We start from the raw sequence: 24,027 nt of genomic DNA on the forward strand, positions 1-24,027 counted from the left end.
TTAATCGTTCACTGTTCATTTAAGGAGTGGATAGGTTTTCTTTTTCACCCTCATTCTCTCCCAGCGCGGTGGCTCTAGTTCTTCTTTTGCCACCGTTCTCATCTTTGGTTAGTCTAAACTACAGTTCCTAAAAATTAGACTTAAATTGTAAAAATAATTAGGTTCGTAGTGAGGACTTTAGTCCTAAAATTTGATTAAAAAGACTTTTGCAATCTTGTCTATTAATCAAGAGAGGACTGAAGTCCTCACTACGAACCTATTTTATTAGAGTCGATATACTGAACATCATCTCAATCGATAACATATACCTTTTTCAAATTGCACCAGCTCAAAAGCAGGGTCAAGATTTACAGTTGTTTCTCCTCCCCCTAGGAATAAGTAGCCCTTGGGACGCAACACCCGCCGCACTCTTGCTAAAATCGATTGTTTGGTCTGAACATCAAAATATATTAAGACGTTTCGCAGAAAAATAATGTCCATTTGAGGCATCGATCCAAAGGGTTCTGTCAAGTTAATCTGGCGAAATTCGATCGCCTTGCGGAGGTCTTCTTTAATCTGCCATTCCTTGCCACACTGCTGGAAGTATTTGTGTAACAATGCTGTTGGCAAACCCCGTACTACTTCGTGCTGCGCGTAGCATCCAGAATTTGCTCGCTTCAGCATGGCTGTAGAAATGTCGCTACCAAGTATTTGTACTTGATTTCTCGCTAACTGCGGAAAGTATTCGCGCAGCAGCATCGCAATACTGTAGGGTTCTTGGCCGCTGGAACAAGCAGCACACCAAATATTCAAAGTGCGCTCACCCTGGATCTGTTTTAACAATTCTGGCAATACTGATGTTTTTAATATCTCGAAGGGGTTGATATCTCGGAAAAAAAATGTCTCGTTGGTCATCATTGCTTCGACTGTCGATTCGTAAAGTTGGTTAAAACGTTGTTGTTTGATTTGTTTTAACTTTGCAACTAATCCGCTGATGGAGTTTGCTCCGGCTTCTTTAGCTACCATCCCTAAGCGCGATTCAACGAGGTACATTTTCTCTTCGGATAGGAATACACCTGTGCGATCGTATACAAGTTTTCGGATGTAATCAAAATCTGCAATAGTTATCGGCATGGTAATTGAAGGAAGAGTTGACTGTTGACTGTTGACTGTTGACAGAAGGAAGAGGGAAAAACAGTTATTCGTGCATCCCTGGCTAATGACTACTGTTGCCGATAACTTAAGCTCGCAAAACATGACTAAGGTTCGCGAGCAGAGACTAATGACTAATAGCATTCGCGAGCTTATAGCCTTTATCAAAAAGATGAGGTATGACTGACAGCTTATATAACCAGTTCAACGTATAGGGCCCAAGCCTAACAACGTCCGCGAATATGAGAGCTCGATCCGCTATAAGTTCTCGCAAAACATGACTGCTGACTATTGACTGCTAAAATCTACAACTTTATCAACATCCAAGAATAGTAACAACTGCCCTTGTAGCTTGTACGCTCCTCGAATTAGCGGGCGTATTTTGCTGGTAAAAGTATCTGGAGGAGTTTCAAAATCAGCTTGAGATACTTCTAGGACATCTCCAATATCGTCAACTAACCAACTGACTGTTTCATCTCCAGTTCTCACTATCACATTTAAAGGCAATTGTTCCACAGGTCGATCGCACAAATCCAACCGCCTCCGCAAATCAATCGCCGTGACAATTTGTCCCCTCAAATTTATCAATCCGCCGACTACTGCGGGTGCTAGTGGCACTCGCGTCATCTCCTGATAGCGGATGATTTCTTGAACTTTCTCAACCTCTATGCCAAAAAATAAGCTGTCAACGAAAAACGTACAAAGTAGAGTTTCTTCAAGCATTGTTTAATTATTCCTTTAATAGCCCGAGCTGGTACTTGCTAACATCTGCTCGACTCCGAATAAATTGTTGTTAATTACTGCATCAACATCGAGGATTTCAGTAACTTGACCCTGAATTACAGCACAATATGAAATTCCTGCTTGAGTAGCTGCACCTTTAATGTCGATCGCCTGTTCTACAATATCCAGGATGCGATCGACTACCAGACCGACTTGGTGTTCTGAGCCGATCGATACCACGACTAACGGTAGTTTATCATCTGCTGCGCGCGATCGCCCGTCCAGACCGTTGGGCCCCCAATCAGCCGACTCACTGCCGCTACCAAACACCGCCGTTAAATAAATCACCGGCATAATTTGGTTGCGGTACTGCACCACATTCTGCTTCCCGACTCGCTCCAAAAGATGGCGGGGAAACTCTTCTAAGCGACAAACTCGCGATAGGTGAATTGCCATCCGCCGAAAGTCTGGGCCCTGAAATACTAGCAACTGTTGTGGAGGTTCTGAAGATTCCCGGCGGCTGTTTTCGTCAGCTAAAATCGCCTTTTCCTGAGCCTCCGTCATGTGGGTTTTCTGAGCAATCCCGTGCACATCCAAAATCAAAGCAACTTTACCGTCGCCCATAATAGTTGCTCCGGCAAAACAAGCTAGAGATTTTAGTTGTTTTCCTAAAGGCTTAACCACAATTTCTTGCGTGTCGTTGATGGCATCTACCACCAACCCAAAAGGTTTGTCTGTCGCTTGCACTACTACAATATTCAAAGCCTCATCTCTGTCGAATTGCGATTTTTTGCTGTTTTCTACAATTCCTGTTTCTAACTGCAATTCCCGATTCAAATAAATCAGCGGCAGCAGTCGCCCCCGCAACCTATATACTGGCGTTCCGTGAAACATTTCGATTTTTTTTATTTGTTCTCCTTCCAAACGCATCAGTTCTAGCAAATTGACTTGAGGAATTGCGTAGCGATCGCCTCCTGTCGTAATAATTAATGTCGGAATAATCGCCAGAGTTAAAGGAATTTTTAACTTAAAAATTGTGCCTTTACCGACTTGACTTTGAACGTCGATCGTGCCGCTAATTTTTTCTATATGTGTTTGCACAACGTCCATCCCCACTCCCCTACCGGAGATATTGGTGATTTTTTCGGCGGTTGAGAAACTGGGCATGAAAATTAAATTTAGGGCTTCGCGATCGCTCAGTTTAGCTGCATCAATAGCAGAAAACATTCCTTTTTGCACTGCCTTACTTTTAATCCGATCTGGATCGATTCCCCCGCCGTCATCGGAGATTTCTATGTTTACCTGACCGCTTTCGTGATAGGCTCGCAGTAGCAGTTTACCGAAGGCTGGCTTGCCTTTGGCGACTCGCACTTCTGATGTTTCAATGCCGTGATCGAGGCAGTTACGGACTAAGTGAGTTAGCGGATTGGCGATCGCCTCGATTAAGGTTTTGTCTAATTCTGTTTCTTCGCCTTCCATTTCTAACTGCACTTGTTTGCCCAGGCTGAATGCTGTGTCGCGCACTACGCGGGGGAATTTGTTCCAGATAGTGCGAATTGGCTGCATTCTGGTCTTCATTACTCCTTCTTGTAGTTCGGAAGTAACTAAGTTTAAGCGGCTGGATACTGATTTTAATGTATCGTCATTTTGGGTGTTTGCTGTTTGGGTATTGGCAAATTCTAAGATTTGGTTGCGGCACAAAACGAGTTCGCCTACTAAGTTCATTAGTTTGTCCAGCAAGCCGACATCTACTCGGATTGCAGTATCGGAAATTTTGAATTTGTCACCCTCGGTATCCGCAGCATTTACCTGTTGGCTGGTAGTATTGGTAGCAGAGGGAATTAGCAATTGCTCGATCGACAATAAAGCATCTGCATACAAATGTTCTCGTGTCAACTCTGACTTTTCCGGTTCCTCGATCGCAACTTCTGGAGTTACTGAGTTGGATTCGGCGATCGCACTCGGCGACAATTCAGATGCAGTACCGCCGGATTCTTGGAGTTGCAAAAGTCGATCGAGCAATGCGGTGTGGGCGATAGGGCTTTCTTCTCCCGTCTTTTCCAGGGCTTCCATGTGCGATCGTACCGCGTCGATTGTCTCCAGCAAAGCGCTAGTAATATCGGGAGTCATCGTCAAAGTGCGATCGCGCAAGAGGCTGAGCAAATTTTCTCCTGCGTGCGCCACAGACTCCAGTTTTTCCACCCCCAAAAAACCGCTATTGCCTTTAATCGTGTGCAAACCGCGGTAAATCCGATTCATCACCTCTGTATCGGCATCATTTTTTTCTAAAGCTACTAAATCCTCCTCAATTTGGTTTAGGTATTCGTAGCCTTCAATCAGAAATTCCTTTACATCTTCATCAATTTCCATCGAGCCAGTTCCTTGTTCATCGGTTTGACGCTGGATTAAAATAGGGTGCATCTGGCGCAAGGCAAATATATCCGTAGGGGCGAAGCATGACCGCAGTCAATATGAGATGATAACTAATAACTTATATGCGGTCATGCGATAGCCCTCTTCAAAAACCAAATGCACCCTTAAAATAAATTATCGAATAGTTAAAAACTGTAGTGCGCCCTAGTCAGTGGATTTTAGATTTTAGATTTTAGATGGACTCCTCTAGATAGATCTGGGAGCTTGAACTATTGTCTAAAATTTTGAGTTCGACCCTCGTGAGTGTACGTGCCACAGTACCCGTTATTGGGCGGGATCAGCTTTATTCGCGATCGTGCGATCGTAGCTAAATCATTGCCAACTTGACCTCACAAGTATACTATATCTATACGAATTAGCAAAAATTATTAACATCGCAGCCCCGCAGTCGTGTTTTTGAACTCTGGCAACAAAAAATCTGTATCAGGGTTTACCGCAACTGCCAAGGAAAATGCACGACTGACACACTCTTAGCGCGCCCAAACCCCGTTTCTTCCTAAATGCCTGTCCCCAAACCTCTTATTTATCGTACAAACCGGGTTTATTTAGCCAGCGATCGGATAGAAGCTGGCAGAATAAATGAATATAATTTTCCTGTATTGTTACCTCCCAAGCTTTTTTTTGATAACTTCTGAAGTATACATAAATTTCGTCAATTTTTCACCCTACAGAAAATGCTAGAACAAATAGAACAAGCGCAACAAAGATTCAGCGTCCTCGATCGCGTTCCCATCGGATTGTGCGTGATCGCTCGCGATTTTACCGTGCTGTTTTGGAACCGGACACTAGAGCAGTGGACAAAGCTGCTCAAAAAAGAAATAATCGGAACTAACCTAAAAACTCACTTTCCCCAACTCGAAGAACCTAAATATCAAACTCGCTTAAAACAAGTATTTAATAATGGCTTGCCTACCGTATTTTCTCCCCAACTACACCAGTCCCTGATTTCATCAAATTTACCCAACGGCAAACCGAGAATTCACAACACAAACGTCACTCCCATACCAGCCATCAAAGGAGAAGGTTTTTATGCTTTAATCGCGGTTCAAGATGTTTCCGAAGTAACGCAGCGCATCCAAACCTATCAGCAAGAAATTAAACACCGATTAGTAATAGAAGAAGAACTTAAGCGCGCCACAACTGACGCCGAAGCTGCCAACCGAGCCAAAAGTGAATTTTTGGCAATGATGAGCCACGAAATCCGCACGCCGATGAACGGAGTCATCGGCATGACTGAGCTGTTGCTAGATACGCAACTTTCGCCAAACCAGCGCAATTTTGTGAATACAATTCGTACCAGTGGCGATTCTTTGCTGGCAATTATTAACGACATTCTCGACTTTTCTAAGATAGAAGCAGGCAAGCTGGATTTAGAACAAGAACCGTTTAATCTCAGAAACTGTGTCGAAGAAGCTTTAGATTTAGTCGCGATGAAAGCTGCGGAAAAACAGCTAGACTTAGCTTGCGAATTGGATGCCAGTGTTCCCGCCTTCCTGTACGGAGATGTCACCAGACTTCGCCAAATATTGATAAATTTGCTCGGCAATGCTACCAAATTTACCGAAGCAGGTGAAGTGGTAGTTAAAGTAACAGCAAAACCCATTGCTGATACTGCTGTAGAAGTTACGCAAACTAACTCAATTTCTCAGGTAAACATTAGGCTCGATAGCGAAGAATCCAGTCAAAAACCTGCTTTAAATTCTTCTGTATCAGATTCGGATGCTGCCGATTCTAAATATCTAGAACCATCAGAAATTAGTAACTACGAAATTCAATTTATTGTGAGGGATACAGGCATCGGAATTTCGCCCGATCGCAAAAATATACTATTTAGAGCCTTCAGTCAAGTTGACAGTTCCACAACTCGCAAATATGGCGGTACTGGCTTGGGCTTAGCCATCAGCAAACGCCTCAGCGAAATCATGGGCGGCACTATGTGGGTAGAAAGCGAAATCGGCAAAGGTTCTAAATTTTCTTTTAGCATCAAAGCTCAGCCAGCACCGGCTAATGAAGAAATATTAAACCTGAATTTACCCCAGCCTCAACTAGCAGGTTTGCGACTGCTGCTAGTTGACGACAATCCCACAAACCGCAAAATTCTTACCCTGCAAGCTATGTCTTGGGGAATGGTTGTCCGCGCAGCAAAATCTGGCGCGCAAGCGCTGAAAGTGCTGCAATATGAAACTATGTTTGACATAGCGATTCTAGACTTTCATATGCCAGAAATGGACGGCATTACTTTAGCTGAAAAAATTCGAGAATTTCCTCAAGGTAAAAATTTACCTTTAATGATTTTGAGTTCTGGGGGGAGGCCATCTCGCCGCGAAGTTCAAGGGCGAGTTGAATTCGCAGCTTTTGTATACAAACCAATTAAGCAAGCACAGCTCCATGAAGTTTTGCTTCGCATCTTGGGCGGGGAATGCAGCACAATTCAACCGTGTTTTTCGCAGCCTCAATTTAATTCACAATTAGCCGAAACACTGCCTTTGAAAATGCTGTTGGTAGACGATGTAGAACTCAATCAAATGGTAGCAGGGCAGATGTTGCAGAAGTTAGGTTACAGTGCAGATTTTGCCAGCAGCGGACAAGCAGCTTTGGATGCTTTGGAGCGTTCGGAATACGATATTGTGTTTATGGATATGCAGATGCCAGAAATGGACGGTTTGGAAACTACTCGCCTGATCCGCCAGCGATTTTCGGGAAATTTAATATTAGAAAATTCTGCTCCAGAATCTGGATTTTCTGCAACAGACGAGCCATCTCCCAATCCAAAATCGACTTCTCCTTGGATTGTGGCGATGACGGCTAATGCGATGCAGGGCGATCGCGAACTTTGTTTAGATGCTGGCATGAATGATTATATCAGTAAGCCGGTGCGAGTCCAGGCCATAGTTCAGGCGATCGCGCAGTACGATCGACAAACCGGGCGATCCAAATCCTATTCAGAGCTTAACAATTGGCAGACTCAGCCGACAGACTGTACTTCCCAAGCTCAGCCTGGAAACGAAATGAAAAATGTTGCACCCGCAGTTGATGAAACTGCGTTGGAAGAGTTAAAGCATTTAATCGCCCGCGCAGGTGTTTTGATTTCACAAATTGAAGCTGGAAGTCAATCGGGAGTGGCAAATTTTCCTCCTAATTCTGGGGAAATTGTAGCGGGTACTAATAACATTAAATTTCCGACTTTACCTGCTGTGACATATCCCAAATTAGAGGCAGAAAACTCCCAAAATTTACCGCCAGCCACACCGCAAAATTTTCTACCCGAAACAGCAAAATTGGAAATAGAATTGCCGCCTCTTGACAGTCAAACTTTTGAAGAATTGACGGAGTTACTGGGAGAAGAAGCTGAAGAATTTTGGATCGAGCTAGTAGAGAAATTTTTGGAAGTTGCACCGCCAAAATTGCAGGAACTCGCCGATGCTGTCAATCAATTGAATGCTCCCGCAATTAAAGCCTCGGCTCACGCTCTTAGAGGTGCTTGTACGACAGTCGGAGCCATGCCTTTGTTTCAATTGTGCGCGCAGCTCGAAGAGATGGCCCGGAAGAAAACTCTCTCAGGTAGCGAGGTTCTGATGTGCAAAATTGCAGCCGAATATCAGCGGGTAAAAGCGGCTTTGCCATCTAGTTGATTGATATATAGCGGTTTTCAGAAAGATGAGGTATGTTGTTGGGATGCGAGCCCTCTTAGTTTAATGGTTATACAAGCTGTCAGTCATACCTCACTTTTTTGAGAAAGGCTATAGCAGAAGGAAGTTCGGCAACGGATTTATTTGTAGCATCTCAATGAGTCAATCGTGGACGCAAGTATCACAATACTTAAAGGTTTTTTAGGTACGTTGTTGCGCTTGAGCGCTCAAGCGCAACAACGTACCTTTTTTAAAGTGCCACTTGTCTCCAGGAGTGTGAGCGTAAAAAGCAAAAATGATTGACAAAAGCAACCCGATATGATGTGTCGGTGGCGCGGGACGATCGATCGCCCGTTTTCCGCAAAATCTTCAACATTTAGGCCATTTAGCCAATTGCGAAAATTTAAAATTTCTGACATATAGCCTTTCTCAAAAAGATGAGGTATGGCTGACAGCTTACATAACCGCTGAAATCAAGAGGGCTGAAGCCCAACAACGTACCTCATCTTTGTGAAAACCGCTATAATCTGATAGAATTCTCAACACGATCTCAATAGCAACGTGACGGCTCAATTGCTAACTTTTCAGATACTGTAACAAATTACCAGTATAAAAAGTTACAAATCATCCGTTCAGTTGCTGAGTTAAATGCTCAATACTCTATTGAGTAGGAGATTATAAAGTTGTTAAAAATAATCAGAGTGCGATCGATCTACAGTAAACTCATCCATTTCAACGCAGAAATTCAATCTGCTTCTGAGTGAGAACTGGATGCTATTTTCACAATAATTATGATTAGTGCTGACTTTAGAATAAACTCGCAAACGACGCCTCAAATTCTGATCGTCGATGACGAAGCAACCCAGCAGCTATTTACCCGCCGGATCATGGAAAAAGAAGGGTACCGGGTAATTGAGGCATCAAACGGACAAGAATGTTTGGACATTTGTCAAGAAACTCTCCCAGATATTGTCCTATTGGATGCGATGATGCCTGTAATGGACGGTTTTACTTGCTGCGCTCAACTCCAGGCTAATCCCCAAACGCAAAAAATTCCGGTGCTGATGATTACAGCACTAGATGACAAAAAATCTGTCAATCAAGCTTTTGAAGTAGGAGCAACAGATTATGTGACGAAGCCGATTCACTGGCCAGTGCTGATTCAGCGAGTGCGGCGCTTGATTCAACAGTCTCAACTTTACCGGCAGTTGATGGAAAGCCAAGAGAAAACTCAAAAATTATTACTGAATATTTTACCAGAGTCGATCGCACTCCGGCTCCAAGATGAATCAACCCCAGACTTGGTAATTGCCGATCACTTCCCCAATGTCAGCGTCTTATTTGCTGATATGGTAGGCTTTACCAAGCTTGCCTCAGAAATGCCTCCTATTGAATTAATTGTCAAACTCAATTCTATTTTCTCAGAATTTGACCAGCTAACTCAGGAATACGGGTTAGAAAAAATTAAGACTATTGGGGATGGCTATATGGTAGCATCTGGATTGCCCATCCTCCGGGACGATCATGCTGACGCGATCGTGCAAATGGCCCTAGCCATGCAGCAAGCTATGACGCGGCTAAACACACAAACAAAAGAATTTCACAGCCTGCGAATTGGCATTCACTCCGGGCCTGTGGTTGCAGGGGTCATCGGAACTAAAAAGTTTAGTTACGACCTTTGGGGCGACACGGTAAACACGGCAAGCCGCATGGAACAATATAGTTTTCCCGGCTGCATTCAAGTGACAGAAGACACTTACAAGCAGTTGTCCAAAAAACATTTGTTTGCAGAAAGAGGAATGATTGATGTTAAAGGCAAAGGTAAGATGAAAACTTACCTCTTAGATTGTTCAGAAAATCTCAACAGATGTACTGCATAATATCAATTCCGGTATTACCGTCAGGTGATTGTTGACGGTTGTCAGTTGACGGTTGTCAGTTGACGGTTGACGGTTGACTGCAAGCCCGATGCCCGATGCCCGATGCCCAATAATTAAAGTTAAGGAGCGCGCCAAAATGGGTTTAGTTTTAATTGTAGATGACGCAGCATTCTCTCGGCGGATGATTCGCAAAGCTGTCGAAGAAGCCGGACATCAAGTGATAGAAGCAGCCAACGGACAAGAAGGCTTAGATATGGCTGCATCCAAGTCGCCAGACTGCATGATGACAGATTTGTTAATGCCAGAAATGGACGGTTTCGCCTTGCTAAAAGCCCTGCGCGAAAAAGGCTCTAAAATTCCAGTCATCGTACTTTCAGCAGATATTCAAGACAGCGCTAGGCAGAAGTGCGAAGAATTGGGAGCATTTATGATGCTGAAAAAGCCCCCAAAAGGTCCAGAGATTCAGGCTGCAATCCAAAAAGCTCTGGATAGCAAATAGGAGATATCAGAGTGGAGCTAACAGCAGATGAAATAGATGCTTTGAAGGAGCTAATCAATATTGGCGTGGGAAGTGCCGCTGGAATGTTGAATGAAATGATTCAATTTCCGATCCAGTTGCAGATTCCAGATATTGACCTTGTATCCGCGAATGAGCTGCGAAGCGAATTAAAAAAACGCTTCGGGATAGAGCCTCTTTCCACGGTGCAGCTAGGCTTTAACGGCTCATTTAGCGGCAGCGCCCAGCTACTTTTTCCTACCGAAAGTGCAGTGAATTTAGTTTCTGTTCTCACTGGTGAAGAAAAAGGAAGTCCTGACCTTGATTCTCTCAAAATTAGTACCCTCAGTGAGGTGGGGAATATGATCATTAACGGTGTCATGGGCTCTATTGGCAACGTTCTAGACCAACCGTTAGACTATGAGGTTCCCTATTACGCAGAGGAAGAAATTGAGGATTTACTGTTAAAAGAAAAGTCTCTCGATACCGGGAGCGTGCTGTTGGCTCCAGCTCACTTTAGTATTGAAGAACTGCAAATTCAAGGAGACATTTTGCTGTTTTTCGATGTGGGTTCGTTTCAAATGCTGCTGAAGGCGATCGCCGCGGCATCTTAAATACCGCAAATATTCCTCATGCAAACCGGATGTTTTGTGTCCCAGACTGTAAGCACAGAGCGCGTTTCGGGCTGCCAGTACCGAGAATGTGTGACGTAAAGTACGCGCGTGCAAAGCTATCCCGTAGGGAATCGCCCTCCCTGATAAATTGTATAAAACTAAGTAAATCCACCTAATTAAACGTAAAATAGGGAGCGCTAAAAAGCTTGCTGTGTATGTTTTCAGAATTCTCTCGCGACGATAACTAAAACCTACTTCTTTCTTTCTTTCTTTCTTCCTTCTTCCTTCTTCCTTCTTCCTTCTTCCTTCTACTTACCTAAAACATGGATACACAAAATCAATCAACAGCCTCAGAATCTCCCGAAATTGACTCGGATCCCAGCAATTTGGTAGCGACAACAATTGCAGGGACAGCAGAGACTGTCAGCAACCAGTACCAACAGCAACTGATTATCGCTCTGGCAGCAGTCAGAGATGGCGACTTTAGCGTTCGTTTACCCGCCGACAACGGCTTGGGTGAAATTGCCAAAGTTTTCAATGAAATGGTGAGTGTCAATGAAAAATTTGCTGACGAAATAGAGCGAGTCAGCCAAGCAGTTGCCGAAGAAGGCAAAGTACCAAAATCAAGAGAAATTAAAGAATTTAAAGGTTCTTGGGTTAGCAGTATTGACGCGGTAAATGCAACGCTAAACAGCTTAGTGGCGCCGACAATAGATATAGCGCGAGTGCTGCACGCTGTAGCTAAAGGCGATTTGTCCGAAAAATTTAGCTTAGAGTTTGAAGGCAAACCAATCAAAGGATTGTTCCGCCGCATTGGGACTACTCTCAACAAAATGGTAGACCAATTAAATAGTTTTGCTTTAGAAGTAACTCGCGTCGCCCGCGAAGTTGGTAGCGAGGGCAAATTGGGAACCCAAGCAGAGGTAGAAGGGCTATCGGGTATTTGGCAAGAACTGACGGCAAGTGTTAACTTGATGGCGGCAAATCTGACTCATCAAGTACGAAATATTACTAAGGTTGCAACGGCAATTAGCGTCGGCGATTTGAACGAAAAAATTACCGTTGAAGCCGCAGGGGAAATTTCGCAACTGAAAGATACTCTAAATCAAATGGTTGACAGTCTCAATGATTTTGCCAAAGAGGTGACGCGGGTAGCAAAAGAGGTGGGAACTGAGGGGAAACTTGGGGGTCAAGCACAAGTTCACGGAGTAGCTGGTGTCTGGAAAGATTTAACGCAAAATGTTAATCTAATGGCGAGCAATCTTACCAATCAAGTACGCAATATTGCGGAAGTTACTACGGCGGTAGCTCATGGAGATTTGTCTAAAAAAATTACTGTAGAAGCTGAAGGGGAAATTCTGGATCTGAAGAATACGATTAATGAAATGACTGTTCAGCTTAATGAGTTTGCTTTAGAAGTTACGCGAGTTGCTAGGGAAGTTGGCGTTGAGGGCAAATTGGGAGGTCAAGCAACTGTTGATGGTTTGTCGGGTACTTGGCTGAGTTTGGCTGGTAATGTGAATATTATGGCGGCTAATCTTACGGAGCAAGTTCGGAGTATTGCGGAAGTTTCTACTGCTGTGGCTAAGGGAGATTTGTCGAAGCAAATTACTGTGGAAGTTCAAGGAGAAGTTCTGGAACTGAAAAATACGTTGAATACTATGGTTGACCAGCTTAATACTTTTGCAGATGAAGTAACGGGGCTGGCGAAACAGGTAGTTGCAGGACAGTTGGGAGGGCAGGCGATAGTTCCTGATATCAGCGGGACTTGGAAAGATTTGACGGATAATGTTAATCTGATGGCGGCTAATTTGAACGCTCAGGTGCAGCAAATTTCTCAAGTGGCGATCGCAGTTAGCAGTGCTTCGGAGGAATTGATTAGCGAAAGCCAAAATATGGGGGCGGCGGCTGAAGAAACTTCGGCTCAAGCAGGGACGGTATCTGCGGCGGCGGATTTAGTTAATAGCAATACTCAATCGGTGGCTACCGGCATCGAGGAGATGAATGTGAGTATTAAGGAAATTGCTAAGAATGCTTCGGAAGCTGCGACGGTTGCTAATTCGGCGGTGAGGATGGCGGAAACTACGAATCAAACTATTACTAAACTCGGCGTTAGTAGTGCAGAGATTGGTAATGTTGTCAAGGTGATTACTTCGATCGCCCAACAGACTAATTTGCTGGCTCTGAATGCTACAATCGAGGCGGCTCGGGCTGGAGAAGCGGGCAAGGGTTTTGCGGTGGTGGCGAATGAGGTGAAGGAGTTGGCGAAACAAACGGCGGCGGCGACTGAGGATATCAGCAAGAAGGTGGAGGCTATTCAAGCTGATACTAAAAGTTCCGTGCAGGCGATCGCCCAAATTACTTCTATTATCAACCAAATCAGCGATTTCCAAACGACGATCGCCAGTGCAGTGGAGGAACAAACGGCTACAACTACCGAAATTGCGCGCAATGTCAACCAAGTTGCGATCGGTTCCTCGGAAATTGCCCGCAATATTACCAGCGTCGCCGATGCAGCGGGAAGTACCGCCACCAGTGCTAGCAATACTCAAAATTCTGCGATCGAATTATCGAAAACGGCCGCTCAATTGCAAGGACTTGTCAATCAGTTTAAGTATTGATTTGGATAATAGATAATGGGGAATTGATAATGGGTAATGAGTAATGAGTAATGGGTGAGTTAAGGTGGGCAATGCGCTCCCTAAATAATTAATTCCCAATTCCCAATTCCCAATTCCCAATTCCCAATTCCCAATTCCCAATTCTCAATTCCCTAAAATGAAAACCTACTCAAAACCAATTTCATTAATTCTGATTGGAGGCTTTTCGGATTCAGAAAATCAGACATTGCGCGAAACGTTAAAAGCAGACGAATATGTATTTGCCACAACTACAGATTTATACAATTGTTTAGATATTGCTGAGTGCCACCATCCCAAAGCTGTCATCCTAAATTTTGCAGCCATAGAACACAATTATTTAGCAATTATCCAATTCTTGCAATTATTAGAAATACCCACGATAATTCTCAGCGACGACTTAGCAAGGAATATGATTCAGTATTTGTCGCTGGCAGGAATATTCGCAACTCTCAAAAAAACTAACAATGAATTAGAATTGCGGCACACCGTCGCAACTGCGGCTTATCCAAATAAAGCCGATCCAATTAATTCTCACAGTCAACTGCGGAATTTCAACCTAGCCAAGCTCGAAACCGGAAAACACACAAAATTACAGGATGTTGTCAACAAAGCCATCGGCACAGCAGTTTCTCAGATGAGCGAAATGATTGCGTGTGAGGTAGAATGTGAAATGCCTTCATCTCAAGCGCTGTCCCCGATATTTTTGCAAAAAAACCTAATTGAAACCTTGGGAAAAAACCTAATAGCTGTAGCGCAGCTTGATTTTAACGGCAATTTATCAGGTTCGGCTCAGATGTTGTTTTCCTGCGAGGCTGCTGATGCTCTTGTTTTAGCTCTCAACGGCGGCGGCGATGTAACCAGCGAGGAATTCAAGCAAGATAAGGCTGACATTTTGGGGGAAATTGGCAATTTAGCTATTAGCGGTATTGTCGGCACTTTTAGTAATACCTTAAAATACAATCTCGGTTATGTAGTTCCCCACTATATAGAAGGTTCAGCAGAGGAAATATTTAGCGCTATGAATTTTAATATGCGCTCAACTATTCTACTGTTTATGTCTCATTTTAAAATTATCGATCTTGGCGTAGAAGGCGATTTAATTCTGTTTTTTCAAGCTCGCTTACTGCTCGATCTGTTATTTCGAGTTTAACGATCCATGTCGAAAATTAAGATTTTAGTTGTTGATGATTCTGTAGTGGTGCGCCGATTGTTAAGTAACGTACTCGACGGCGATGCAGCGCTGGAAGTTGTGGGGACTGCCCCTAACGGTAGAATTGCGTTAGCCAAGATTTCTCAGGTAAATCCAGATTTGATTGTGCTGGATGTGGAAATGCCGGACATGGATGGTTTGGAAACGCTAGCGGCAATCCGAAAAATTGACAAAAATATTCCTGTAATTATGTTTAGCGCGCTCACAGAGTTGGGCGCTGTTGCTACTTTAAATGCTCTGGCGCTGGGTGCTACGGATTACGTGACTAAGCCTCATAATATGAAGAGCAAGGAAGCGGCGCTAGAACACATCCGCGAGCAATTGATTCCGAAAATTAAGGTTTTTTGCAATGGTGGCAAGATGCCAAAAGTGGGGAATATTCAAGTACCTAAGACTCACAATAATCCCACACCATTGCCAGTTAAATCGGGTTTGATTTCGTCGAATTCAGCGGTAAATTTTAAATCTAAAATCGAAATTGTAGCGATTGGGGTTTCGACGGGCGGGCCAAATGCTTTGGAAACGATTTTGCAGGATTTGCCGGCTAATTTTCCTGTACCAATTGTGATTGTGCAGCATATGCCGCCGGTTTTTACGAAGCGTTTAGCCGATCGCCTGACCGAAAAGTGCAAAATTAGAGTGGAGGAGGCTGTGACGGGAGGTATTGTTGAGCCAGGAGTTGCTTGGATAGCGCCCGGTGATTACCATCTGGTTTTGGAAAAACAGGGTTTTGGGGCGCGTATTCGCACGCATCAAGAGGCGCGGGAAAATTCTTGTCGCCCTGCGGTTGATGTGCTGTTTCGATCGACTGCTAAGATTTACGGTGCTGGTGTTTTAGGTGTGGTGCTGACTGGAATGGGGCACGATGGGCTGCTGGGCTGTCAGAATATCCGGGAAGCTGGGGGTAGGATTATCGTTCAAGATGAGGCTAGCAGCGTTGTCTGGGGGATGCCGGGAAGTGTGGTTAATTCTGGTTTTGCCGATCGAGTGGTATCCTTACAAGACATGGCACGCGAAATTATCGATCGAGTAATGAGTCAGTAGTCAGTTGGCAGTTGGCAGTTGGCAGTTGGCAGTTGGCAGTAGTCATTAGTCAGCAGTCAGCAGTTAGTAGTCAGCAGTTAGTAGTCATTAGTCATTAGTTATTAGTTATTAGTTATTAGTCATTTGTTAGTTGCTACAAATTCTCTTCGGATCGATGCCCGATGCCCAATTCCCGATGCCCAATTCCCAATTCCCAATTCCCAATTCCCAATGTCTCGACCAACATTATATATTGCCATCACCAATCATGGATTCGGCCACGCTGTCCGAGTTTCCTCCGTAGCTGCAAAAATCCAAGAATTAAACCCAGATATCTTACTAATTATCACCACAACCGCACCTCGCTGGCTGCTAGAATCTTATTTTCCTGGTGATTTTATCCTCCGTCCCCGCGCTTTTGATGTCGGAGTTGTGCAGGCTGATAGCTTGCATATGGATAAAGAGGCGACTCTAGAAAAATTGCGGGAAATTCGGGAAAAGCAAAATTCGCTAATTGCAGGCGAAGTGAATTTTCTGAAGCAAAATCGCGTGGGTTTGGTGCTGGCAGATATTCCTCCTTTAGCAACGCGAATGGCCGCTGCGGCTGGGGTTCCTTGCTGGATGATGAGCAATTTTGGGTGGGACTTTATCTATCGAGATTGGGGCGGGGAATTTGACGAAATGGCGGATTGGATTGGTGAATGCTTCGGAAAGTGCGATCGGCTTTTTCGTCTTCCTTTGCACGAACCGATGCCCGCTTTTCCTAATATTGAAGATGTCGGCTTGACTGGCGGCAATCCTCGCTACAGTAACGATCAAATTCGGGAAGTATTTGGAATTGAATCACCGATGGAAAAAACTGTGTTGCTGACTTTTGGCGGACTGGGTTTAGAGGCAATTCCTTATCACAATTTACAGCAATTTAGCGATTGGCAATTTATTACCTTTGATGCGGGAGCTCCCGATTTGCCGAATTTGATTAGAGTCAAACATCAGCAGTTTGCAGAATCTTTCCCAATTTTACCGCGCCCGGTCGATATGATGCCTGTCTGCGGCCGCATGGTTTCTAAACCGGGATACAGCACTTTTTCCGAAGCTTTGCGGATGGAAATACCTGTTGTTTCTATCATGAGAGATGGTTTTGCCGAAGCTGCTGTGTTGTTGGAGTGGCTAGAAAAGTATGCGGCGCATCAAATTGTGACGGCGGCGGAGTTTTTTGAGGGGGATTGGGGGTTTTTGCACAAGCCGCTGCACCCGCCCCGTTTGTCGGATAAGTTGGATAAGCACGGTACGGAGGCGATCGCCCAAGCTGTGGTAGATTATTTTAAAGAGAGCGATTAGGATGACGGTGATTGAAGAGTTTTGCAAACAATCTCATCCAAAATCTAAAATCCCACATCCCAAATCTCAAATCGAATGACGGCGATTGAAATCGCGCCTATACAAACAATGTCGGCCTCCGCCGACTGAAGAGTTTTGCAAACAGTCTCATTGAATGTTTAAAATATTAGATGGTTCGATCGTTCGGACTTGAGTCCTCTCTTTTTTGAGGACTGAAGTCCGAACGATCGAACCTTATAATGGTTATTTTACCGGATCAGATATGCTTCATCACCAGGAAATACTCAAAATTAAAACTACAGGCAAGTCTCTGTACAATATCAGTCTTAAGATAGAAGATGTCGTAGCAAATTCAGGTATTAAAACGGGACTTTGTAGCTTATTTTTGCGCCACACTTCTGCTAGCTTGGTAATTCAAGAAAATGCTGACCCGGATGTACTGACGGATTTGGCTAATTTTTTAGCTAAACTGGTACCGGAGGGCGCAACCTACATTCACGATGCGGAAGGCCCAGATGATATGCCGGCGCACATTCGCACTGCACTGACTCATACTTCCGAACAAATCCCGATCGCACGCGGTAGATTATTGTTAGGAACTTGGCAGGGTATCTACCTTTGGGAACACCGCCAGCGGGGCCACATTCGAGAATTGGTTGTTCACATCAGCGGCGTTTGATTGGATGGGCATGGGGCATGGGGCATGGGGCATGGGGCATGGGGCATGGGGCATTGGTAATTGGTAATTGGTAATTGGTAGCCCCTTACAAATAACTAATAACTAATGATTAATGACTAATGACTAATGACTCCTGACTTTATTTATTAGAAAGTTCAATCGGAATTTGCACTTCACTGATTTTCAGTGATTCCGCTGTCATGGGCGAATTGTAAAAAAAGCGGCGCGGCGGCCCGACTATTTCGTATTCGGGATGTTGTTGAAGCCAGTCTTTGAGTTGGGAGAGGTTATTTTCGTAGCTTTCCCAAGTGTAGGCGCCGCCCACGCCGATACTGACAACAGTCATCGGTGAAGTATCGGTGACTTCCACAGCAGAGTTAACGCTGCTGGGGGCGATATTTGGTGCGGGATACAAGAATGAAACTTGTGCAACAGGAATTGCATCGATTTGCTCGGAAGTTGCAGTGTAGCGCGCTTCTACTGGCGTTGTCATCGCAATTTGGTTGTTGCTGATGTGTTGAAATAAGGGATTGAAAGCAATTCCAGTTGCTTGTCGCAAATCGCCCGCGTGGGTGTAGGTGACAGCGCGGTACTGAGGATATTGCTTAACTTCTATGACGCCAATATTTGCGGGCTCGGGAAATCCACTTGGTAATACCATTTTTGATGTTTGATTTGAGGTTTTACACTAAACAATGAGGAAAGACTTACTCAGCAAGGGTTTTAAACTTGCGGGCAGTTGCATTGTTTTTGGCAACTGTTATAAATAGGTTGAGATTGTTTGCAGACGATCGCTCTAGTGGCACAATCAGTTTAGCAGTTATTCAGGGTGCTGCTAACTGTCGATCGCCTACAATTAAGTTTAGAGATTTATTAACTAACCTCGTAATAATACGGACGGCGCTAAGTAAGCAGAGAAACATTAATCTAGTTGTCCTTGGAAAATGACGGTTTTTCAGGGGCGTCTGCTATTTTTGTCGGAAAATATTCCGCTGTGAAGTCGATCGAGCTGTGCGTTCTCAGCTATTCTCACACCGATCGGGTTCAACTACAGGGTCAATTATATCGCTTTCAGGGAATGACATATGAACAAGATTCTAGTGATTGAGGACGATAGAGTAATTCGCGAGAATATTCTCAAACTCCTCAAAGCTGAAGGTTTCGACGTGACGGGTGCAGAAAATGGAGCCCTAGGCTTAAATGCGGCGGTGTCAAATCTTCCTGACGTGATTCTTTGCGATGTAATGATGCCGCAACTTGACGGCTACGGGGTGCTGGCGGCATTGCGATCGCATCCTGTTACTGCTACAGTACCTTTTGTGTTTCTGACTGGTAAAGCCGAGCGTTCTGAAATGCGCCAAGGCATGGAATTGGGAGCTGATGATTACCTGACTAAGCCTTTTACGAAAGCTGAACTTGTGGGCGCCGTATCGAGCCGCTTGAAAAAACAAGCAGCTTTGGCCAAACAGCAGAGTAATTTGCGATCGCAAAGCAACGAATTGCTGCAAGAAGCCGCAGATAAATTAGAGCAGATAAAAACCAATCTGTGTGCAGCCCTGGAACGAGAAGAATTCCAAGTTTACTATCAACCGCAGATCGATGTTCAGACTGGTCAAATTATGAGCGCCGAAGCTTTAGTGCGCTGGCTGCATCCAGAAAAAGGGCTGATTTCGCCCGCCGAATTTATCCCAGATGCTGAAGCAACTGGTTTCATTGTACAATTAGGCGAGTGGGTTTTGCAAACAGCTTGCAGGCAAATGCAACTTTGGCAAAATGCTGGTTTTTCGTTGCAGCAAGTAGCGGTAAATCTATCCCCGCGCCAATTTAACCAACCGGAACTCAGCAGCAGAGTTGCCGAAATTTTAGCAGAAATTGGTTTAGCACCGAGCAGTTTGGAATTAGAACTCACCGAAAGTATGATGGTGCAGGATGCCGAAAGTGCGATCGCCACTTTGCAACAATTAAAAGATTTAGGAGTTTCTATATCTATTGACGATTTCGGCACAGGCTATTCTTCCTTAAGCTATCTGACACAATACCCCTTCGATGTTTTAAAAATTGACCGCTGTTTTATCAGCAACATTACCGATGGTTGCACAAATGCAGCGATTGTGAAAGCGATTATTGAAATGGCGCACAGTCTCTGTCTTGAAGTAATTGCCGAAGGAGTTGAAACGGAAGCAGAAAGAGATTTTCTCTGGCGCTACGAGTGCGATGCTATGCAAGGATATTTGTTCAGCCCTCCCGTGCCGGCCGCAGATTTTGAGGAGTTGCTAGTAGAGGGGAAATAAGTTTTACTGCATCTATGCCTTTCCCAAAAAGATGAGGTACTCATGGGCATAGGGCATAGGGCATAGGGCATAGGGCATAGGGCATACCTCACTATGCTTGAGAACCGCTATACAATTTAAATGCAGTACAGCTTACTTATCGGCTACTGCCGCTCTTTCTGTCTCGATAAATATCAATAAAATATTTGTAATTTCCTTTCTATCAAGACAGGTAATATACGAGGTTTGGGTAATAAATATTTATGATAATTTTAATAAAATTTTATGGCTGCACCTGATATAAATAGACTTAAAATGCTAACATAAAATCTCTGCTTTAGCGCCTACAAGTTCCTCCTGAGATCGAATCCGATTGCATCGTCCTGTATTAATCTCTATCTTCCCTCTCTGTGCCCTCTGTGTTCTCTGTGGTTAAATCATTCCGATACAACCGGAAAAGAAGCTAAAAAAAACAAATATTGCTCCAGGTTGCCAGCCAAAATTAAGAGTTCGATCTATGCTGTCACGATTTAAATCGCCAAAAGCAGATACGCAAAAAACCAAGCGACACAATCCCTCGCGGGTGCGCGATCATTTAGCAAACGAGCGCACTTATTTAGCGTGGATGCGAACAGCGATCGCTCTGATGGGTTTTGGCGTCGTTATCGTCCGCCTGCGTGCCTTCCACCCGCCTCTTTTGCCGACTCCCGGTAACGGCTGGAAGTTGGGTTTGTTGTTTTCTGTGGTGGGTTTACTGACAGTGCTAATGTCCACTAAGCATTACTTTGCTGTGCGTCACGATATCGATTACGATACTTACGAGCCTACGGACAGGTGGGTGCTGCTGTTTAGTTTGGCGATCGTACTTTTGGGTATGGGAGTAATTTATTTTATCTTCTCAGTTCCCGGTACCGCAGCTAGTTTCATGAGTCCAGAATAATCCGAATGTTTCCTAAATATATCCAAAAATATATAGCCTTTCTCAAAAAGATGAGGTATAACTGGCAGATCGTATAACCGCTTAGACTAAGAGGGCTAAAGCCCAACAACGTACCTCATATGAGAGCTAGATCCGCTATATCTAAAAGTGCGATCGCCCCAGATACTTCCTTCAAACCGATGACAGTAGACGAGGAAAAACTCAAGCAGGAAAATCTGTCAAAGGCGATCGATCGCTCTGCAAACGAACGCACCTTTCTCTCGTGGATGCGAAGTGCGATCGCCCTCATGGGTTTTGGCGTCCTGATCGTGCGGTTTCGCGTCGTGCAAATCCCCATACAGCACCGTCACGGCACGGGTTGGAAGTTGGGTTTAGTCTTCTCTCTGGTGGGTTTAGCAACCGTGTTAATCTCAACTAGAAAATACTTTATCGTCGGCCACCAAATTGACGAGAATACCTACGAACCGTCAGATGGGTTGATATTTCTCTTCAGTTTAGCTGTTGGGTTGTTGGGGATGGGAGTAATTTTTTTTATTTTTGCAGCCGCCGTAAGTTCGCGCAGTTTTGTTATCCCCAATTGATTGCACAAAGCATTGATATCATTTCTAGTAAATCATCCGTCACAAAAAAGGTTCGTAGTGAGGACTTTAGTCCTCTGATTTATGCGGACTAAAGTCCTCACTACAAACCATATCAAAAAGGTTCGCAGTCAGGACTTTAGTCCTTCTTCCTGAGGACTGCGCTGAAAAGTTGCCAGATGTGGGAGTATCAGCAATATTTGAGATATAGCGGTTCTCACAAAGATTCGCGGACGTTGTTGGGAAGAGAGCCCTTTTAGTTTAAGCGGTTATCGAGCTGTCAGTTATACCTCATCTTTTTGAGAAAGGCTATATGGCACTATTCTCAATAAGCTATTGAATAGCGGGCGGGACAGCCCACAATCAAATTAATTCTTTGTGGAACAGGCAAAACGGCTGTTGTTGAGAATGGTGCCATATCTCCAAAAAATCGGACTCGACGGTTGAAACCGCCTCAGAGTCAAACTCTCGTCTAGGGCAAGCCGGCTAAAGAACAAACAGCGTTTTTGGGCCAGATGATGTGCGGCCAGGGCGACATAGAAGATTTCAGCTACGAATCGATCTATCTGAAGTGCGATCGCCCGCAATTTATATGACAATAGTTAGTTCAGAAGCCTACAGGCCTCAGCTTTGACAAACTATCAGAATAGTAAATTCTAACAAAAACAGCACTATGGGAAAACCAACAGGCTTTATCGAATTCTTGCGCGAATTGCCCTCAGAACTCTCACCAGTCGAGAGAGTCCACAACTGGGACGAATTTCACCTCCCGATGGAGGAAGACAAACTCCGCACCCAAGGCGCGCGCTGCATGGACTGCGGCATCCCATTTTGCCACACCGGCAACCTGATTAGCGGCATGGCCAGCGGCTGCCCCATCAACAACCTCATCCCCGAATGGAACGACTTAGTATATCGGGGACTGTGGAAAGAAGCCCTAGACAGACTCCACAAAACCAACAACTTCCCCGAATTCACCGGCAGAGTCTGTCCCGCCCCCTGCGAAGGTGCTTGCGTGCTCGGCATCAACAACCCGCCTGTCACGATTAAAAATATCGAAGCGTCGATTATCGACAAAGGCTGGGATGAAGGCTGGATTACCGCCGAACCGCCAGCTAAACGCACCGGCAAAAAAATCGCTGTTATCGGTTCCGGGCCCGCCGGTTTGTCCGCTGCGGCGCAATTGAACAAAGCCGGTCATTTGGTAACTGTATACGAAAGAGCCGATCGACCAGGCGGCCTGCTAATGTATGGCATCCCCAACATGAAGCTAGACAAAGAACAAGTCGTAATGCGCCGCCTGAAAGTCCTCGAAGACGAAGGCGTAACCTTCATTTGCAACACCGAAGTCGGCAAAGACTTACCAGCCGAACAACTATTAAAAGAATACGACTCAGTTGTTCTCTGTACTGGCGCGACAAAACCCCGCGACTTGGGAATTGAAGGCCGCGAATTAAAAAACATCCACTTTGCAATGGACTTCCTCACCGCCAACACCAAATCGGTTTTAGACAAAACCACCAGCGATAACTTCATCTCCGCCGAAGGCAAAGATGTCGTAATTATCGGCGGTGGCGACACCGGCACCGACTGCGTGGGCACCTCCATACGGCACGGCTGCAACAGCCTGGTACAGCTAGAAATCCTGCCCAAACCGCCCTCGGAACGCGCCGCCAACAACCCCTGGCCCGAATGGCCGAAAGTCTATCGTCTCGACTACGGCCAAGAAGAAGCAGCAGCCAAATTCGGGGACGACCCCCGCGGCTATCTCACCACTTCTACCAAGTTCGAGGGCGACGAAAACGGCAACGTCAAAGCCGTGCACACCGTTGAAGTGGAGTGGACAAAAAACGAAAAAGGACAGTTCATTCCCAAACACATTCCGGGCACTGAAAAAGTGTTGCCGGCCCAGCTTGTCTTGCTAGCAATGGGCTTCCTCGGCCCGGAACAGCCGCTGCTGGATGCGATGGGATTGGAACGCGACGCGCGCAGCAACGTGAAAGCCGAGCACGAAAAATATACAACCAGTATTCCGGGTGTTTTTGCGGCGGGAGACTGTCGTCGGGGACAAAGTTTGGTGGTTTGGGCGATTAACGAAGGGCGGGGCGTGGCCCGCGAGTGCGACCTTTATTTGATGGGTGAAACCGATTTGCCTTAGTTGAGTGGGGTCGATAATCTACTGTTTCACTATTAGGCGCGCAGATCCCCCCTAGCCCCCCTTAAGAAGGGGGGGACTGGAGTGTTCAAAGTCCCCCTTTTTAAGGGGGATTTAGGGGGATCTGGTCTCTGCATTAAACGAGAAATACCCAGGAAGTAGGGTGTGTCGCCACGAATAATTCTCGATATTTACCAAGATTCAACGAGCGACGCACCACCACCATCATCAAGGGGGTAAAAGTAGAAAGTAGGGTGTGTCGCCACGAATAATTCTCGATATT

Annotated in this window: 19 protein-coding genes; 13 read left to right on the forward strand and 6 right to left on the reverse strand. The window is 45.0% G+C overall.

All coding sequences use genetic code 11. The annotated features are described in order from the left end of the window. Positions 1–285: 285 nt before the first annotated feature. From QZ918_RS22585 to QZ918_RS22595, 3 genes are all read right to left on the reverse strand, one after another. Positions 286–1,113, reverse strand: a complete 828-nt coding sequence (locus QZ918_RS22585; protein WP_293338538.1) for a CheR family methyltransferase — start codon at positions 1,111–1,113, stop codon at positions 286–288. A gap of 306 nt (positions 1,114–1,419) precedes the next feature. After that, entirely contained in the window at positions 1,420–1,854 is a 435-nt protein-coding gene (locus tag QZ918_RS22590) for a chemotaxis protein CheW (RefSeq protein ID WP_293338540.1), read from the reverse strand. Between the two features lie 15 nt (positions 1,855–1,869). Continuing rightward, positions 1,870–4,275 carry a chemotaxis protein CheA gene (locus QZ918_RS22595; protein WP_293338542.1) on the reverse strand — a complete coding sequence of 802 codons (2,406 nt, stop codon included), beginning with the start codon at positions 4,273–4,275 and terminating at the stop codon, positions 1,870–1,872. A gap of 686 nt (positions 4,276–4,961) precedes the next feature. On the opposite strand from QZ918_RS22595, the gene QZ918_RS22600 reads away from it, so the two are divergent. Together QZ918_RS22600 and QZ918_RS22605 are read left to right on the forward strand one after the other, a co-directional pair. Continuing rightward, a complete protein-coding gene (locus QZ918_RS22600) occupies positions 4,962–7,919 on the forward strand; it encodes a response regulator (protein WP_293338544.1) in 2,958 nt (985 codons plus the stop codon). A 788-nt stretch (positions 7,920–8,707) separates the two neighbouring features. Continuing rightward, complete coding sequence (locus QZ918_RS22605; protein ID WP_293338546.1) at positions 8,708–9,796, forward strand: adenylate/guanylate cyclase domain-containing protein; 1,089 nt, start codon at positions 8,708–8,710, stop codon at positions 9,794–9,796. Here QZ918_RS22605 and QZ918_RS22610 read toward each other — a convergent pair. Further along, positions 9,767–9,931 carry a hypothetical protein gene (locus tag QZ918_RS22610; protein ID WP_293338548.1) on the reverse strand — a complete coding sequence of 55 codons (165 nt, stop codon included), beginning with the start codon at positions 9,929–9,931 and terminating at the stop codon, positions 9,767–9,769. The two genes, QZ918_RS22605 and QZ918_RS22610, sit on opposite strands and share 30 nt — an antisense overlap. A 1-nt stretch (position 9,932) precedes the next feature. Between QZ918_RS22610 and QZ918_RS22615 the strand changes: the two genes are divergently transcribed. The 7 genes from QZ918_RS22615 (at position 9,933) to QZ918_RS22645 (ending at position 17,801) form a co-directional block, all read left to right on the forward strand. After that, complete coding sequence (locus QZ918_RS22615) at positions 9,933–10,295, forward strand: response regulator (RefSeq protein WP_293338550.1); 363 nt, start codon at positions 9,933–9,935, stop codon at positions 10,293–10,295. An 11-nt stretch (positions 10,296–10,306) separates the two neighbouring features. After that, positions 10,307–10,906 carry a chemotaxis protein CheX gene (locus QZ918_RS22620; protein WP_293145984.1) on the forward strand — a complete coding sequence of 200 codons (600 nt, stop codon included), beginning with the start codon at positions 10,307–10,309 and terminating at the stop codon, positions 10,904–10,906. 323 nt (positions 10,907–11,229) lie between these two features. Next, the gene (locus QZ918_RS22625; protein WP_293338552.1) at positions 11,230–13,527 is read left to right on the forward strand and encodes a methyl-accepting chemotaxis protein; all 2,298 of its coding nucleotides are present in this window, start codon (positions 11,230–11,232) and stop codon (positions 13,525–13,527) included. Between the two features lie 157 nt (positions 13,528–13,684). After that, positions 13,685–14,698 (forward strand): hypothetical protein, encoded by a 1,014-nt coding sequence (locus QZ918_RS22630; RefSeq protein WP_293338554.1) that lies wholly within the window; start codon positions 13,685–13,687, stop codon positions 14,696–14,698. A 6-nt stretch (positions 14,699–14,704) separates the two neighbouring features. After that, entirely contained in the window at positions 14,705–15,802 is a 1,098-nt protein-coding gene (gene cheB, locus QZ918_RS22635; protein ID WP_293338556.1) for a protein-glutamate methylesterase/protein-glutamine glutaminase, read from the forward strand. A gap of 210 nt (positions 15,803–16,012) precedes the next feature. After that, complete coding sequence (locus tag QZ918_RS22640; protein ID WP_293338558.1) at positions 16,013–17,122, forward strand: glycosyl transferase; 1,110 nt, start codon at positions 16,013–16,015, stop codon at positions 17,120–17,122. Positions 17,123–17,384: 262 nt separating this feature from the next. Then, positions 17,385–17,801, forward strand: coding sequence for a secondary thiamine-phosphate synthase enzyme YjbQ (locus QZ918_RS22645; RefSeq protein ID WP_293145996.1), 417 nt, complete (start codon positions 17,385–17,387; stop codon positions 17,799–17,801). A gap of 139 nt (positions 17,802–17,940) precedes the next feature. Here the strand turns inward: QZ918_RS22645 and QZ918_RS22650 are convergent, their stop codons facing one another. Then, positions 17,941–18,462: a heme-binding protein gene (locus QZ918_RS22650; RefSeq protein WP_293145999.1), complete on the reverse strand. Its 522-nt coding sequence runs from the start codon at positions 18,460–18,462 to the stop codon at positions 17,941–17,943. Between the two features lie 424 nt (positions 18,463–18,886). Between QZ918_RS22650 and QZ918_RS22655 the strand changes: the two genes are divergently transcribed. The 3 genes from QZ918_RS22655 to QZ918_RS22665 all read left to right on the forward strand — a co-directional run bounded on the left by QZ918_RS22655 (position 18,887) and on the right by QZ918_RS22665 (position 21,592). Beyond that, positions 18,887–20,092, forward strand: a complete 1,206-nt coding sequence (locus QZ918_RS22655; RefSeq protein WP_293338560.1) for an EAL domain-containing response regulator — start codon at positions 18,887–18,889, stop codon at positions 20,090–20,092. Between the two features lie 496 nt (positions 20,093–20,588). Continuing rightward, a complete protein-coding gene (locus tag QZ918_RS22660; protein ID WP_293338562.1) occupies positions 20,589–21,011 on the forward strand; it encodes a YidH family protein in 423 nt (140 codons plus the stop codon). 119 nt (positions 21,012–21,130) lie between these two features. Continuing rightward, positions 21,131–21,592, forward strand: coding sequence for a YidH family protein (locus QZ918_RS22665; RefSeq protein WP_293338564.1), 462 nt, complete (start codon positions 21,131–21,133; stop codon positions 21,590–21,592). 365 nt (positions 21,593–21,957) lie between these two features. Here the strand turns inward: QZ918_RS22665 and QZ918_RS22670 are convergent, their stop codons facing one another. Beyond that, positions 21,958–22,188: a hypothetical protein gene (locus QZ918_RS22670; RefSeq protein WP_293146011.1), complete on the reverse strand. Its 231-nt coding sequence runs from the start codon at positions 22,186–22,188 to the stop codon at positions 21,958–21,960. Between the two features lie 74 nt (positions 22,189–22,262). Between QZ918_RS22670 and gltD the strand changes: the two genes are divergently transcribed. Further along, positions 22,263–23,747 (forward strand): glutamate synthase small subunit, encoded by a 1,485-nt coding sequence (gene gltD, locus QZ918_RS22675; RefSeq protein ID WP_293338566.1) that lies wholly within the window; start codon positions 22,263–22,265, stop codon positions 23,745–23,747. Positions 23,748–24,027 lie beyond the last annotated feature (280 nt).

Origin of the sequence: Microcoleus sp. CAWBG58 (assembly GCF_020883045.1) — a bacterium.
Classification (GTDB): domain Bacteria; phylum Cyanobacteriota; class Cyanobacteriia; order Cyanobacteriales; family Microcoleaceae; genus Microcoleus.